This window comes from Achromobacter piechaudii NBRC 102461 (genome assembly GCF_001571245.1).
GTDB classification, from domain to species: Bacteria; Pseudomonadota; Gammaproteobacteria; order Burkholderiales; family Burkholderiaceae_B; genus Achromobacter; species Achromobacter piechaudii.
The window spans coordinates 1,226,351-1,240,756 of the sequence record NZ_BCTK01000001.1 but is presented as its reverse complement, the minus strand read 5'-3'; the positions used below and the strand labels follow the sequence as shown (position 1 = coordinate 1,240,756).

13 protein-coding genes are annotated in these 14,406 nt (G+C 65.6%); 3 read left to right on the top strand and 10 right to left on the bottom strand.

Translation table 11 applies throughout. From position 1 onward, the window contains the following. Nucleotides 1-82: 82 nt before the first annotated feature. Genes API01S_RS05570 through ku form a run of 5 tightly spaced genes read right to left on the bottom strand, consistent with a single transcriptional unit; the run spans nt 83 to nt 5,900 of the window. Nucleotides 83-748: a glycosyltransferase family 2 protein gene (locus API01S_RS05570; protein ID WP_061303502.1), complete on the bottom strand. Its 666-nt coding sequence runs from the start codon at nt 746-748 to the stop codon at nt 83-85. Continuing rightward, nucleotides 745-1,344, bottom strand: coding sequence for a class I SAM-dependent methyltransferase (locus API01S_RS05565; protein WP_061303500.1), 600 nt, complete (start codon nt 1,342-1,344; stop codon nt 745-747). The genes API01S_RS05570 and API01S_RS05565 overlap by 4 nt, the downstream gene beginning before the upstream one ends. Beyond that, nucleotides 1,332-2,363 carry an acyl-CoA dehydrogenase family protein gene (locus API01S_RS05560; RefSeq protein WP_061303499.1) on the bottom strand — a complete coding sequence of 344 codons (1,032 nt, stop codon included), beginning with the start codon at nt 2,361-2,363 and terminating at the stop codon, nt 1,332-1,334. The genes API01S_RS05565 and API01S_RS05560 overlap by 13 nt, the downstream gene beginning before the upstream one ends. Continuing rightward, nucleotides 2,360-4,948 (bottom strand): DNA ligase D, encoded by a 2,589-nt coding sequence (gene ligD / locus API01S_RS05555; protein WP_061303497.1) that lies wholly within the window; start codon nt 4,946-4,948, stop codon nt 2,360-2,362. Before ligD ends, API01S_RS05560 begins: the two co-directional genes overlap by 4 nt. A gap of 1 nt (nt 4,949) precedes the next feature. Next, on the bottom strand, nt 4,950-5,900 hold the full coding sequence (ku, locus tag API01S_RS05550) for a non-homologous end joining protein Ku (protein ID WP_061303494.1): 951 nt from the start codon (nt 5,898-5,900) through the stop codon (nt 4,950-4,952). Nucleotides 5,901-6,319: 419 nt separating this feature from the next. Here ku and API01S_RS05545 point away from each other — a divergent pair, with 419 nt between their 5' ends. From API01S_RS05545 to API01S_RS05535, 3 genes are read left to right on the top strand one after another with little or no spacing between them, the layout of a single operon-like run. Continuing rightward, the gene (locus API01S_RS05545) at nt 6,320-7,672 is read left to right on the top strand and encodes an APC family permease (protein ID WP_061303492.1); all 1,353 of its coding nucleotides are present in this window, start codon (nt 6,320-6,322) and stop codon (nt 7,670-7,672) included. A 46-nt stretch (nt 7,673-7,718) separates the two neighbouring features. Beyond that, on the top strand, nt 7,719-8,597 hold the full coding sequence (locus API01S_RS05540; protein ID WP_082306005.1) for an SAM-dependent methyltransferase: 879 nt from the start codon (nt 7,719-7,721) through the stop codon (nt 8,595-8,597). A gap of 57 nt (nt 8,598-8,654) precedes the next feature. Further along, nucleotides 8,655-9,119: an Rrf2 family transcriptional regulator gene (locus tag API01S_RS05535; RefSeq protein ID WP_050729258.1), complete on the top strand. Its 465-nt coding sequence runs from the start codon at nt 8,655-8,657 to the stop codon at nt 9,117-9,119. A gap of 132 nt (nt 9,120-9,251) precedes the next feature. On the opposite strand, the gene API01S_RS05530 is transcribed toward API01S_RS05535, so the two are convergent. From API01S_RS05530 to ydiK, 5 genes are all read right to left on the bottom strand, one after another. Continuing rightward, complete coding sequence (locus tag API01S_RS05530; RefSeq protein WP_061303490.1) at nt 9,252-10,565, bottom strand: type II toxin-antitoxin system HipA family toxin; 1,314 nt, start codon at nt 10,563-10,565, stop codon at nt 9,252-9,254. 11 nt (nt 10,566-10,576) lie between these two features. Beyond that, on the bottom strand, nt 10,577-10,921 hold the full coding sequence (locus API01S_RS05525) for a helix-turn-helix transcriptional regulator (protein WP_006219531.1): 345 nt from the start codon (nt 10,919-10,921) through the stop codon (nt 10,577-10,579). 115 nt (nt 10,922-11,036) lie between these two features. Next, the gene (locus API01S_RS05520) at nt 11,037-11,975 is read right to left on the bottom strand and encodes a S66 peptidase family protein (RefSeq protein ID WP_061303887.1); all 939 of its coding nucleotides are present in this window, start codon (nt 11,973-11,975) and stop codon (nt 11,037-11,039) included. 216 nt (nt 11,976-12,191) lie between these two features. Continuing rightward, complete coding sequence (locus API01S_RS05515; RefSeq protein ID WP_061303488.1) at nt 12,192-12,917, bottom strand: RNA pseudouridine synthase; 726 nt, start codon at nt 12,915-12,917, stop codon at nt 12,192-12,194. A 152-nt stretch (nt 12,918-13,069) separates the two neighbouring features. Further along, the gene (gene ydiK, locus API01S_RS05510) at nt 13,070-14,200 is read right to left on the bottom strand and encodes an AI-2E family transporter YdiK (protein ID WP_081451539.1); all 1,131 of its coding nucleotides are present in this window, start codon (nt 14,198-14,200) and stop codon (nt 13,070-13,072) included. Nucleotides 14,201-14,406 lie beyond the last annotated feature (206 nt).

Sequence of the window (14,406 nt, the reverse complement as noted above, 5' to 3'; positions counted from 1 at the left end):
ATCCTGATGTTCCTTGCCTTGGTGGTGATTTTGTCGGTGGCCTTGTCGGTCGCGCCATGGTGAGGTGAAGGACTGGCGGGGCCTAGCCAGCGCCCCAACTGCTGCGCAGCGCGCTGGCGAAGCCCCCCTCCACGCGGGAATGCGGGCGCGCACTGGTGGTCACGCGCGGCAGGCTGGACCAGGCAATGCGCGCGCCGCCCTGTTGCAGGCGGTCCACCAGGGCCTGGTCTTCGCTGCATGACAGCGCCTCGAACCCGCCGATCCGGCAATAGGCCTGGGCGCAGATCCCCAGGTTGGCGCCATGCACATGGCGGTGCCCATCGCGGTCCTGATAGTGGTGTTCGAACGCCTGCCGGGCCGCCCTCGCATGAATGCCATGCTGGCGCCAGCCGGACACGCCGACCGTGCCGCACACCACGTCGGCGTCCAGAGACAATTGATCGACCAGCCAACGCGGCGACACCCGGGTATCGGCGTCTGTGAACGCCAGCCAGCGCGCGCCGCCGTGCAGCAGATGGCTCGCCCCTTGAGCGCGCGCCACGCCGACATTGCGGGCGTTGATCGACAGGCTTTGCACGGGATAGTCGCGGATCAACTGCGCCGTGCCGTCTTCGCAATGGTCCAGCACCACCACCACCCGAACCGGCTCGGCGGCCAGCTTGGGGTGCTGCGAGGCACGCAGCACGGAGCGCAGGCAGGCAGCAATGTGCCGCTCTTCGTTATGGGCGGGTATACAAATGCCGATCATGGCTCATCCTTCATGTTTCTGCGCCATCCCGTCAGCAGGAAAGCGGCTTCCTGATGGTTGAACAGCGGGGCCATGCCTGGCAGCGAGCCTAGCGCCTGGTGCAAGGTGTCCGTTGCCTGCTTGCGGTCGTCGAAGTCCGGACGCAGATGGCAGGCCACCAGTTCGCCGCCCTCGGCCAGGCTCTCGTCGATGCCGGCCAGGAACGCGGCCAGCGCGGAGTCGTCCAGGTAATAACCCAGCTCCGACACGACGATAAGGTCGTAGCCGGCTTGGGGCACCGACGGCCATTCATTCGGCAAATCCAGCGCCAGCGCCTCTACATGGTCGATGCCCTGCTCGTCCAGGCGCGCGCGGCAGCGGCCCAGCGCGGTGCCGGCAAAGTCCACGGCGCACACGTGTTCGCAACGGGCCGCCAGCGGCAAGGTCAGGTCGCCATTGCCGCATCCTGGCTCGAAGGCATGGCGGTATCGCTCCTGGCCAAGCGAGGCCAGCAGCAGCGCGCGCTTGCGCCGTTCGTACCAGGCGCTGGAGATACGCCACGGGTCGGGATGCTGGCGATACAAGGCTTCGAAATGGTCTACACCTACAACTGCCATGGGTTGTCCTCCTGTTCACGCACCAGGCGTCCCAGCGCCGCCTGATCGCGTTCGGCGTGGCTCTGACGGATGAAGACGGGCAGATCGGCCATGACCCTGGCAAAACCGGCGTCGCGGCACAGCGGCCCCGCACCCAGCGCCCGCCCTGCCCGCGTCACGATATCGGTGGCGGCGGCTTCCACCGCCAGCCGTGCCCGCGCACAGGCCAGCGTGCAGGAATCGGCGGGATCCGCGTCGATGGCGGCGGCGGTTTCGCGCAGCACCGCGCGCGCCTGCACCAGGGTGACGTCGATGGCGCCCAGATGCGCCAGACGGTGCGGGTCGGCCGACTGCGCGGGCGTGGCCGCGCGCAAGGTTTGGCCGATGCGAACAAGCGCGCCGAACCAGCAAGCGGCCACGCCCGCGCCGCCATGCTGAAAGCCCGGCCGGTTCACGTAAGCGCCCGGCTCGCCGACGGGCGTACAGACGGCATCGTCGAACACAACGTTGACACTGGCCGAGCCACGCATGCCCACGGCATGCCAGCCGTCTTGCGTGACGGTGACGCCGGGCTGATCCAGCGCCACGGCCGCCAGGCAAGGTTCGCCTGCCGCGTTCCATGCGCTGACGAGCGCGTGGCTGACGCTGGCCGCGCCCGAACACCAGGCTTTCACGCCTTGCAACCGGGTCGTGCCGTCCGCGTTCATGTGCAGCGTGACCCGATAGTCGGGCGGTTCGGCGCACCAGACGCCCCATCGGGTGCCCGGCGCGGCCAAGGTCGCCGCGCCCAGTTCGGCAAGAATCGCCAGCGCATCGGTATGACCTTCATACAGCTTGACCAGGCTGAGATCGGCGGCGGCCACGCAGGCCAGCGCCTGCCAGCGAGCCAGCGTTTCGCCTGCGCCTGGCAGCGGCAGTTGATCGCAACCCGCCTGCACCAGTTGCCGCAGCGCCTGGCCAGGGTCGGCCGGCTCGCTCAGCGCCTGGGCAATGGCCGCGAGGTGCACGTGCGGGGAAAGAAATCCGGGGCGGCTCGTCATGATGCGCTGCGTTCAAAGCCCAGCGCGTCCATCGCCGGCCCCACCGCCTGCGGGGCATAGTCGTCCCAAGGCGCGTTGCCCACGTCCAGCCGTTCGTGGATGTTGCTGATGGTCCAGTGTGCCCCGCTGGAAAGCTTGTCCAGCTCGTCCCAGCGCACGGGCACCGACACGCCCAGCCCGGGGCGCGCCCGCGCCGACCAGGCGGAGACGGTCGTGGCCCCAAAGCCGTTGCGCAGATAGTCGACGAAGATCTTTCCGACCCGGTTCTTCGGCCCGCTCTTGGCGACGAAGATCTGCGGCAACGTACGCGCCAGATGCACCACGACCGCCTGCGCAAAGGATTTGATGGTGTCCCAATCGTATTGGCGACGCACCGGCACCACCACGTGCAGCCCTTTGCCGCCGCTGGTCTTGAGCCAGGATTGCAGTCCCAACTCGTCCAGCATGGTGTGCACCAGACCGGCGGCTTGCTGCATCGTCGTCCATTTCACGCCTTCGCCCGGATCCAGGTCGAACAGGATGCGGTCGGGCTTGTCGATGGCGGTCTTCACGGCGTTCCAGGTGTGAAACTCCACCACGTTCATCTGCACCGCCGACATGATGGCTTCGGCCGTGGGCACTTCCAGAAGCGGCGGATGGTCCGGGTCGAGCCGAGTCGGCAAGGATTTGACGCCCGGCATCGCGGCTTCCAGGTGCTTCTGGAAAAACAGTTCCCCTTCGATGCCGGCCGGTGCGCGCAGAAAGGACACGGGCCGGCCTTTCAGATGGTCCAGCATCAGGGGCGCGATCAGGCCGTAATAGCGCGCCAGGTCCAGCTTGGTCAGCTTGGTGGACGGGTCGATGACGCGGTCCGGATTGGTCAGCCGGGCGGGCTTGGTGCGCGCGGTGGCCGTGCTCCGCGATGGGGTAGCGGATTTCGTGGCGGCCTTGGCGCGGGCCTTGCTGGCGGTTTTGGTTTGTTGCGTGTCGTCATCCTTGGGGGCCGGTGATGGCCGTTCGCGCGTGATCTGGCGGGCCGGCTTGTCCTGCCGCAGGCCCCGGAAAACGGAGTGGCGGATATGCCCGCCGCTGGTCCATTCGCCAAACGACACTTCGGCCACCATCTCCGGCTTGACCCAATGCACGCCCTTGGCCTGCCCGCCGCTGACGGGCTTCTTGTCGGTTTCGATGGCCGAGAGCTGCTTGTGCAGCGCAAGCAGGCCCTGGCGGTCAAAGCCGGTGCCGACCTTGCCCGCATAGCGGAGCGAACCGTCGTCTTCGTGCACGGCCAGCAGCAGCGCGCCCAGGCCCTCGCGCGCGCCCTGCGGCGCGGTATAGCCCACGATGACGAATTCCTGTCGTTTGGCGCACTTGATCTTCAACCAGCTGTCCGTGCGCCGCGACGCATAAGGTGCGGACTGGCGCTTGGCCATGATGCCTTCCAGCCCCATCTTGCACGCCGACGCCACGAGGTTCGATGGGGTTTCCTTGAACGCCTCGCTGAACCGCAGGCAATCGTCGTCGGACGTCGCCATCAATTGCGCCAGCAGGTCGCGGCGCACAGTCAGCGGTTCTTCGCGCAGATCGCGGCAGCCGATGTAAGGCAGGTCGAAGGCGTAGAACACGATGTCGCCGGTGCGCTCGCTGTCGAACGCGTTTTGCAGCGCCTGAAAGCTGGGCACGCCTTGCTCGTTCAGCACCACCACTTCGCCATCCACCCACGCCCACTTGGCGGGCAGCTTGGCGAAGGCCTGGACGATGTGCGGCAGCTTGGCGCTCCAATCGTGGCCGTTGCGGGTGTACAGCTTGACCGAATCGTCTTCAATGCGCACCAGCAGGCGGTAGCCGTCGAACTTGAGTTCATAGAGCCAGTCCTCGGCGTGCGGGGGCAGCCCTTCGACCAGCGTGGCCAGTTGCGGTTTGAACGTAGCGGGCAGGTCCGAAGCGCGTCCGGGCAGTTTGGCGTCGTCGTCAGGCGGGCTGGTTTTGTCCGGGGCGGGCTTACTGGCTTTCGGTTTGGCCTTCGAGGAAACTGCTGCCTTCGAGGCAGCCTTTTCCCGCAATGGCACCACGCTGTCCGGCATCTCATCCACGACACTGAATTCGCGCTCGGGCCGGGCATAGGCGTCGCGGTCCTTGATAAGCAGCCAGGGCGGCTGCTTGTCGCCGTCCTTGCCCTTCATGCGAACCAGCGCCCAGCGGCCTTGCATCTTCTTGCCCTGCAAGTCGAATTTCAGGTGGCCGTCGCGATAGCCTTTGCGCGCGTCTCCCACTGGCGCCCACACGCCCTCGTCCCAGATGATGACCTTGCCCGCCCCGTACTGGCCTTCGGGAATCTGGCCTTCGAACTGGTTGTAGGCGATGGGATGGTCTTCCACCTGCACCGCCATGCGCTTGACCGAGGGGTCGAAGCACGGGCCTTTGGGCACCGCCCAGCTTTTCATGGCGCCGTCCAGCTCAAGCCGGAAGTCGTAGTGCAGCCGGCTGGCCCAATGCTTCTGGATCACGAAAGCGCGCGCCGCCTCGTTCGCCTGGCCACCTTCCATGGGCTCGGAAGTGACCTGGAAGTTGCGCTTCTGGCGATAGGTTTTCAGGCTGTCGGGCATGTCACGCCGCCTTGCGCGACTTCGATGGAGTCTTTGCGCTCTTGGTGGCGGTTTTCCTGGATGCCGACTTGGTGGCGGCCTTGGCCGCCGTCTTGCCCGAGGCGGACTTCTTGGCGGCGGGCTTGTCCTTGCTGCTTGCCTTGGTCGCCTTCTTCACCCCGCCCTTCAAGCTGCGTTGCAGCAGCTCCGTCAGGTCGATCACGTTATCGGCGTACTCGGGCGCTTCTTCCTGCGGCTCGATGACGGTCTCGGTCTTGCCCGCCTTCACCTTCTTGTCCACCAACTCCATCACGGCCGCCTTGAATTCGTCCTTGAATTCTTCGGGGTTCCATTTGCCCGACATATCGTCGACCAGCATCTTGGCCATTTTCAATTCGCTGGCGCTGGGCGTCATGCCCTTGGCGCCCACCTTGGGCAGATCCAGATCGTCGACGGACTTGACCTCGTCGCCCCAGCGCATCAGGTTCAGCACCAGCACGTCGCCCGACGGAATCAGCGCGGCCAGATGCTGCTTGGTCTGGATCACCACCTTGGCGATGCCGATCTTGCCGGTCTTGACCAGCGTGTCGCGCAACAGCGCATACACCTTCTGGCCTTTGTTGATGGGGGCGATGTAGTAAGGGCGCTCAAGATAGACGAACGGCACGTCGCCGGCATCCACGAACTGCTGGATCTCGATGGTCTGTGTGGTGCGGGGATAGGCGTCGGAGATTTCATCGGGCGACAGGACTACGTACTGGCCGTCTTCGTACTCGACGCCCTTGACGATGTTGTCCTTATCGATTTCCTTGCCGGTGCGCTTATTGATGCGCTTGTAGCCGACCGGGTCCATCGAACGCTTGTCGAGCCAGTCGAAATCGACGCCTGACTCGGTGGTTGCCGTGTGCAGCCCGACCGGAATATGGACGAGGCCGAAGGAAATTGCCCCTTTCCAGATGGTTCTTGTTGCCATGATCCGCTCCTCTAGTCGTGGTGCAGTTCAGCAAGTGCCATGCCTGGGAGCATACGTAAACAAAAGAAAAAAGTGGATGGGTGGCAGCCGCTTGGCGCGCGAATGGAGTTAACAAATCACTTTAACTAATTTGCTTTAACAGCGCCTTTAAACAGATATTTATCAATGAGTTGGCGTGGTATTTGAAAGTGAATTGTTTTCGATGGCTTCGCCTGCGCTTTTGTCCGGGCACTACGCAAAAGGGAAAACCCGGAGAAACTTTTTCTCCTGGGTTTCAATCGTAAATCGTTCAGGTAGTTGTCAGATGCGTCCCCCACTGCGACGCGCTGTTCCCCCTTGCCGAGACTTCCGATGCCCCTGCCCCGCCCGCGTGCCCCCGCCAGCCCGTCCACCCTGCGCCACGCCCGGAAGACCGCGCGATGACGGACGCCACCAACACCCTGGATGGCAATACGCACACTGGCCTGTCCGTCATGGACGCCACCGTCGTGCTGGTGGGCGTGGTCATCGGCATCGGCATCTTCGGCTTTCCGCCGCTGGTTGCCCAACACGCGACCTCCGAGGCGATGTACATCGCGCTGTGGTGCGCCGGCGGTCTGGTCATGCTGGTCGGCGCGCTGTGCTACGCCGAGCTGGGTTCGGCCTACCCTGGCGCGGGCGGCGAATACCTGTACCTGAGCCGCGCCTGGGGGCCGCGCGTTGGCCTGATGTTCGCGTGGGCGCGCTGCACCGTGATCCAGACAGGCGCCATCGCGGTCGTGGCCTACATCTATGGCGACTACGCGCAGCGCCTCATGCCGCTCGGTGCGCATGGGCCGGCGCTGCACGCGGCGACCTCCGTCATCGCGCTGACCGCGCTGAACGTCGTGGGCACGCGCTATTCGAAACGGTTGCAATGGGTCTTCACCTTGTTGACGTTGCTGGCGCTGGGCGCGGTGCTGGTGGCCAGCATGACGGCCTCAAGCGGTGACGCGGTGTTCACGCCGGCCGAAGCGGCCACGCTGACCGGCAACCCGGCCGGCTTGATCGGAATGGGCATGGTCTTCGTGCTGCTGACCTACGGCGGCTGGAACGAGGCGGCGTATCTGAGCGGCGAACTGCGCAATCCCGGGCGCAACATGAGCCGGGTGCTGCTGATCGGCACGGCGATAGTGACGGGTGCGTATGTGCTGACGAATCTGGCGCTTTTGGAAATCTTCGGCCTGCAAGGCTTGCGCGACACCCCGGCGCTGGGCGCGGACGTCATGCAATTGGCGGCCGGCCCGTATGCCGCCGCACTGCTGAGTCTGACCATCTGCGCGACCGCCCTGAGCACCATCAACGGCACCATCATCACGGGCGCGCGGGTGTATTACGCGCTGGGGCGCGATGTACCGAAACTACGCGCGCTGTCCGGTTGGAGCGCCCGCAATGAAACTCCGGTGACGGCGCTGTTGGCGCAAGGCGCGATCACGCTGGCGCTTGTCGGGCTGGGCGCGTTCAGCCAGAACAGCGTGCAGACGCTGGTGGCCTATACCGCGCCGGTGTTCTGGATTTTCATGCTGCTGGTGGCGGCGTCCGTGTGGCGCCTGCGCCAGCGCGACCCGCAGCGCGCCAGACCGTTTCGCGTGCCGCTGTATCCGCTGCCGCCCTTGCTGCTGGCCCTGACCTGCGCCGGCCTGGTCGTGTCCAGCGCCGTGTACGCGGGCGCCGGCGCGCTGATCGGCCTGGCGGTCCTGGCGGCCGGCGTGCCGATGCTGCGCGTGCTGAAACCGGCCCAGCTGAACGGCTGACCCTGGCCCGTCTTTTCTGTCTTCCGACCCACAAGGAGTCATCATCATGCCCGCCTCGACCCCGCCTTTCAGTTTCGGACGCCTGCCCACTTTCCGCGTTGTCGCCTGCGCCACCGCCACGGCGTTGTCCCTCGCTTTCGCCGCAGTGGCGACAGCACAGCCCGCGTCCAAGTCCGCCAGCCCGAACGCCGCGCAAAGCGAGGCCAAGGACGGCTATGTGCCGGACGTGGGCCAGGACGGCAAGGACGTCATCTGGGTGCCCACGCCGCAAAGCCTGGTGGACAAGATGCTGGACATGGCCAAGGTCACACCGCAGGACCGCCTGATGGACCTGGGATCGGGCGATGGCCGCACCGTCATCACGGCAGCGCAACGCGGGCTGACCGCCCAAGGCATCGAGTACAACCCCGACCTGGTGGAACTGTCGCGCCGCAACGCCCAGCGCGCCGGGGTGGCCGACCGGGCCACCTTCGTCGCGGCGGACCTGTTCCAGACGGATCTGTCCCAGGCCGACGTCATCACCATGTTCCTGCTGTCCACCATCAATGAAAAGCTGCGTCCCAGCCTGCTGCAACTCAAGCCCGGAACCCGTGTAGTGTCCAACACGTTCCGCATGGGCGACTGGGAGCCGGACGCTTCCGAGACGGTCACCAAGGATTGCTCCACCTACTGCACCGCCCTGCTCTGGATCGTGCCGGCCAAGGTGGAAGGCAAATGGGAGGTGGACGGTCAAACGCTGCGCCTGACCCAGCGCTACCAGCAGTTGTCGGGCAAGCTGGGCTCGGCCGATATTTCGGATGCGCGCCTGGATGGCAACGCCATTACCTTCACGGTCAACGGCGTGCGCTACAGCGGCGAGGTCAACGGCAAGACCATGCGCGGCGAGGCCGAGGGCAAAGGCGCGTGGACGGCGCGACGGACCTGACGCCGATTGCGGTTCGGCGTTTGACCGCGCATCTTCTCATGCAATAGCATGCGTTGCATGAGAAGAGACAGCAAACTTTCCGGCGTGCTTCACGTCCTGCTTCATATGGCGGAAGTGCCCGGCCCCATGACGTCCGAAGACCTCGGCCGAGTGATGCAGACCAACCCCGTCGTCATCCGCCGCATCATGGCGGGCCTGCGCGACCAAGGGCTGGTCAGCTCCGAAAAAGGCCACGGCGGCGGCTGGACGCTGTCGTGCGACTTCAACGCGGTGACCTTGCGAGACATCTACGAGGCGCTGGGCGCCCCGGAAATCTTCGCCATGGGCAACCGCAGCGATGCGCCCGGCTGCCTGGTGGAAGTCGCCGTCAACAAGGCGCTGGACGGCGCATTCGAGGCCGCCGAAGCCTTGCTGATGGAGCGCTTCGGCCAGGTGACGCTGGCAGCGTTGAGCCGGGATTTTCATGCGGGGATGATCGCGCATGGCCGGCAGATCGATGTGAATGCGGTGCACGGCGGCTGATGCGATTCAGATCAGGGCCGCACGCCAGTGGCCGTGCTGGCGCGATGGTTGCGCCGCTTTTCTTCCCCGCCTTTTCGTACCGTTGTTCGCGCCAGTTCCTGTCGCCGATCTGCGTCTTTGACGCCCACGGCGCTACCCGGCAGCGCTGTCCCGCCACGCCATCAGCGTCGATTCGACCATGCTGATCTCTTCGGACGCCATGCCGGCAGCAAGGTAATACGCGCGCCGATCTGCGACCACGTCGCGCACAGCGTCCAGGATCGAACGCGCCGCCGCCTCGGACCGCAGGCCAAAGCGCCGGTAATGCGTCAGGCAGTTCTCGAACGTGCTGTCGCGCCCTTGCGCGCCGATATGCAGGTAATGGCGAGCCGACCCTTCCTGCGTCACCACGTCGAACAGCGGCGACAGGCGGTAGGTGTGCGCGCCTTCGTCCTTCAGGAAGCCCACGTTTTTCAGATGGTCGTCGGTATTGTGCACGGCCACGTTCAGGATCATGCGTGCGTACAGCTCCTTCAGATCCTGCACGGGGTTGGATGAAATGCGGCGCGTCACGTCTGCCAGGCGGGCGTATGAATACGTGGCGCTGCCCTCGGGGCCGTCAAGATCGCGCTTGCCGATCCGCACCGGTGGACTGATCAACGACGCGCCGCTGAGGAAATGCCGGCGCGCCACCACGGACGCGCCGCCCTGCCCGGCCGGCAGCAGCTCGCGGTCAAAGCGATGGGTCAGCAGCACGGCGCCCAGATGGGTTTCGGTCAGCCGGATCTCGGGCACCGTCAGCCCGATGGCCCGAGCCATCTGCAAATTGGCGAATTCCACGCGCTGGCGGTCGTAGGAATCCCCCCGGCGCGGAAACTTTGCGATCCACATCTCGCCGGCTTCATCGCGCACGATGGTCTTGGGACGCGCGCCGCCGATATCCCACGAGCTGCCCAGGATGTCGCGGTACAGGCCCTTGGGTTTGACGCCCTGGTCGATGTCGGTCAGCAGATCCGCCAAGGATTCCAGTTGGCTGACTTCGGGCAGTCGATAGGTCTTGCGCATGTTGGGCGTCAAGAGGCGCGCGCTGAAGAACAAGGCTCCCACGCCCATGCCGCGTCCGCGCAGCAGTACCTCGTCTTCGGTCACCCGCGCGCCGGCCTTGTCTACCCGCATGACGTTGCGGCCCCAGGCGTCAGGCGCGGCGTCGAAGATGGCACCCAGCGTTTCGTAGCGGCTTTCGGTACGGAACGTGGTCTTGGCGTCGATCAGCGGCAGGTTCAAGGGGTCCAGCGCGAAGGCGCGGGGGTCGTTCACATACGACTGCACGTAGGTGAATTCGGCGAAGAAACGCGTTTCGTCGGAATCGTCCAAGGTCAGCACGCCGGCCAGGACCGCTTCGCCCCGTATGTCCACGTAGACGAAGAGTTCGCTTTCGACGGATTTGTGCCTGCGGGTGCGTGCCATGCGGAATCGGCCTACAGCTTGGAAGGATCGGCGCGATGCGTGTGCAGCGCCGCGCCGCTGCCCCGGCTGGGCCGGCGCATCGCATCCAGGCGCTTGCCCACGCCGTCCTGCTCGGGGTCGCCCAGCGCGAAAACCTGATCGCCGTAGCCGTATTGCAGCAGCGCTTCGATGGCCAGCGCCAGCGACACGCCGCCGTCGCCCCGTTCCAGCCGCGCGATGGTGGCGCGCGACACGCCCAGGCGATCGGCCAGCGCGCTTTCGGATTCCGCGCGTCGCAGCCGGGCGGTACGGATGTTGGCGCCCAGGCGCGCAAGCGCGTCAGTGGCGTCGAAACTGGGGGCGAGCTTCTTTTTCATTGCTCAATAATAGTGCGGTGATGGGGTAAATGCACGATTAATGAAGCAACAAATGCGTCACTATGATTCATTAATAAGTCATAAGTAGACTTAGTGACTTATTAATGGCGCAGAATTAAACCACCACGGGCTGATCCAATCGCAAAGCGCCGCGCGCGGTATCCAGCGTGACCAGCGCGCCGAGCGGCAAGGTCAGGTTCGGGTCGCCATGCCCGCTGGGCCACCCCGCCAGGATCGGTATGTTGCGCGCCCGGAACTGATCGAGAATCAGGGGATAGATCAGGCCCTGGGCCTGATCGTCGTCCATGCGCGCAGTAACGCGCGTGAAGTTGCCCACCAGCACGCCTTTGACGCCATCGAACTTGCCGGCAGCCGCCAACTGGCCCAGCAGGCGATCCACGCGGGGAACCGCCTCGTTCACGTCTTCGATGAAGAGGATGGCGTCACGCGTATCGATGGCGTTGCGCGTGCCGGTCAAGGCCGCGATCAGCGCCAGATTGCCGCCGATCAACCTTCCGCTTGCCACGCCCGGCACCAATTCGGTCGCCTGCGCGTCCAGCGGGGGCGTGATCCACGAGCCCGGCCCCATCTGCCCGCTGACCATCGCCAGCAACGCTGATTCGGTGGGTTCGCGCTTGCCGGCCAACAGGTCCTGCGCCAGCATCGGCCCGTGAAATGTCACGAAGCCCGCATGGCGCTGAATGGCCAGATGCAGCGCCGTGATGTCGCTGTAGCCGATGAAGGGTTTGGCGTGCCTGCGCAGCAACGCGTAGTCCACATGGTCCAGCAGCCGCCACGAGCCGAAGCCGCCTTGCAGGCACCAGACGGCGCCGACGTCGGGATCGGCAAACGCGGCGTGCAGGTCGGCCAGGCGGTCGGCGTCATTGCCCGCCAGGTAATCGTAGGGAGGGTCCAGCCGCGCGCGGCTGGCGGGCATCACCTGGGGAACAAAGCCTCGGGCTTGCAGCCATTCGGCGGCGTCGTCGGCGGCGTTGATTCCCGCCGAAGCCGGCGCCACGATCGCCACGCGAGCACCGGACCGCAGCGCGGGCACCGGCGTCGCGCCCTTGCCATTGGGGGGCGGTGGCGGCGTAGGACGTTGTGAGCCGGTCGCGCCTGGCGTGTGTCGGCCTGTGGGCGCGCGGCTGGCGCAACCGGCCAAGGCCAGCGCTGACAGGCATAGCGCGCCGCTTTGCTTCAGGAAGCTGCGGCGGGCGGAACCGATATTCGGCAGGGGCTTGCCAGGCAGGGTCATGGTGGTTTGTCTACTTCAAAACCGCTCGTAGTCCAGCCGGTAGCGCCATTGGCCGACGGCCATGCCGGCCAATGGCAGCCGCCCGATGCGGATGCGGCGCAGCTGCTGCAATTGCAGGCCGGCCGTGTCGCACACGTATTCGATGAATCCGGGCAGCGGCGTTTTCAGCGCAAATCGCAGATGGGTTTCGTTCTGCCAGCTGACTTTCATGGGCGTGGCGGCGCGTCCTTCAAAGGCCATGCCGCGTTGCAGGCGCGCCAGATCGGCCTCGCTAAGTTTGCCGGTGACTTGCGCCACGTATTCCTGCTCGACCAGCCTGCCCTCTTCCATCAGCTTGCGCGACACCGCGTATTCCTGCGTGTAGACCACCAGCCCGCTGGCCGCGCGCTCCAGCGGCGTGACCAGTTTCAGGCCGTTGAACATGCGCTTCAGATAGCGGCGGCCCGAGCGGTCGCCCGGCATCAGATTCTTCGGAATGATGAGATCCAGCGCCGAGCCGGGTTCGTTGTCGGCGTAGGTGCCGGCCGGCTTGTGCACCAGGATCGTGACGGGCTTGATGTCTTCGAGCTTGGCGCCCGGTAGCAGCGCGACGGTCTGGCCCGGGCCGACGCGCGCGCCGGGTTCTTCGACGGTCTTGCCATCGACGGCCACCCAGCCGCCTTCGATATACCGTTCGGCGTCGCCGCGTGAGCAAGACAGGTCGGCGGCCAGTCGCTTGGCCAGGCGTACGCTTTCGCTCATGGGCGCGGCCCCTGGGCGGCGCGTTTGGCCGTGGGCGGGGTCGGAGAAATGTGGAAGGTGCCGAGGAGTGGCGTTTGCGGGTGCATCGTCATGGGTATTGCCGGGGGTGTTGCAAAAAAAGCGGGCCAGATGCCCGCCGTGTCAGGCAGATGTTACGCCTTTTCGCGAGTCGGCCCCGCGACCGGCAACGTGGCATCCGGGGTATTCGGAATCGCCACCGTCGATGCGGGCGGCGGCACTTCGTCGATCCAGGCTTTGAGCAAGGTGGACGTCACCGCCAGAATGACCGGGCCGATGAATAGGCCGACGATGCCAAACGCAAACATGCCGCCTAACACGCCGGACAGGATCAGCAGCAACGACAGGTTCACGCCGCGCTTGATCAGCATCGGACGCAGCAGGTTGTCCAGCATCGCCACGATGAGCGCCCACACCAGCAGGAGGATCGCGGCCAGTCGCATGTCGTTCTGAAACAGCCAGATCACGCCGCCCAGCATGGGCAGGAACGGGCCCAGTTGCGCCAGGCAAAGCATGACCATCAACGCCGTCAGAATGCCGGCGGCCGGCACGCCCGCAATCCACAAGCCCACGCCGCCCAGCGCGGACTGCACCACTGCTGTCACCACGATGCCCAACGCCACGGCGCGCACGGCGGCGCCCGCCAGCCGGACGGCCGCCACGCCGCGTTCGCCAGCCAGGCGGTTCGAGAAACGCTTCACGAATTCGGCCGCTGCATCGCCCTGGCTATACAGAATGCCGGAGATGACGATGGTGATCAGCATATGCATGACGAACACGCCCACGATGGCCGCGTGGCTCAACAGCCAGCGCGCCGCCATGGTCAGGTACGGTTCCAGCCGCGCCAGCAGACCGCCCGCACCCGCATCGGACAGGGTCTGCCATTCCTGCGCCAGCTTGGGGCCGGCCACCGGAACGCTGCGAATCCAGCCGGGCGGCGCCAGCAAGGTGTAGTCGGGCAGGCGTTTGACCGCGTCCATGATCGCGCCACTATGTTCGGCCAGTGTCGAGATCACCTGATACAGCGGCAACACGATCACAACCAGCAGGATCAGCAGCATGACTACCGTGGCGGCCCATCGGCGCCCGCCGCAGCGCTGCTGCACCACGAGCAGCACCGGCCAGGTCGCCACCACGATGGTGGTCGCCCAGATCAGGCCCGGCAGGAACGGTTGCAGCACATACAGGCTGCCGACCATGAGCGCTGAGAGGATGACGATGAGGAGCAGAATGCGGGCTAGATCAGCCGTTGGACGTGGATTCACCCGATGCTCCCGGCAAGGCGCTGTTGCGCCCCGCAGATTTCCCGTCGCGACGAAGGGGCGGATGCCCGGCAGGCGACGTGGACGCGTTTATCGGAATTTATCCGAAATTCAAGCCGACTTGTAGCAGATACGGGCTGGCGTCGGGCATGCGGCTTGCTGGGCACCCCCTCGCCGCCAGTGTTGGGTGGCGACGGCCCCGAAATCCC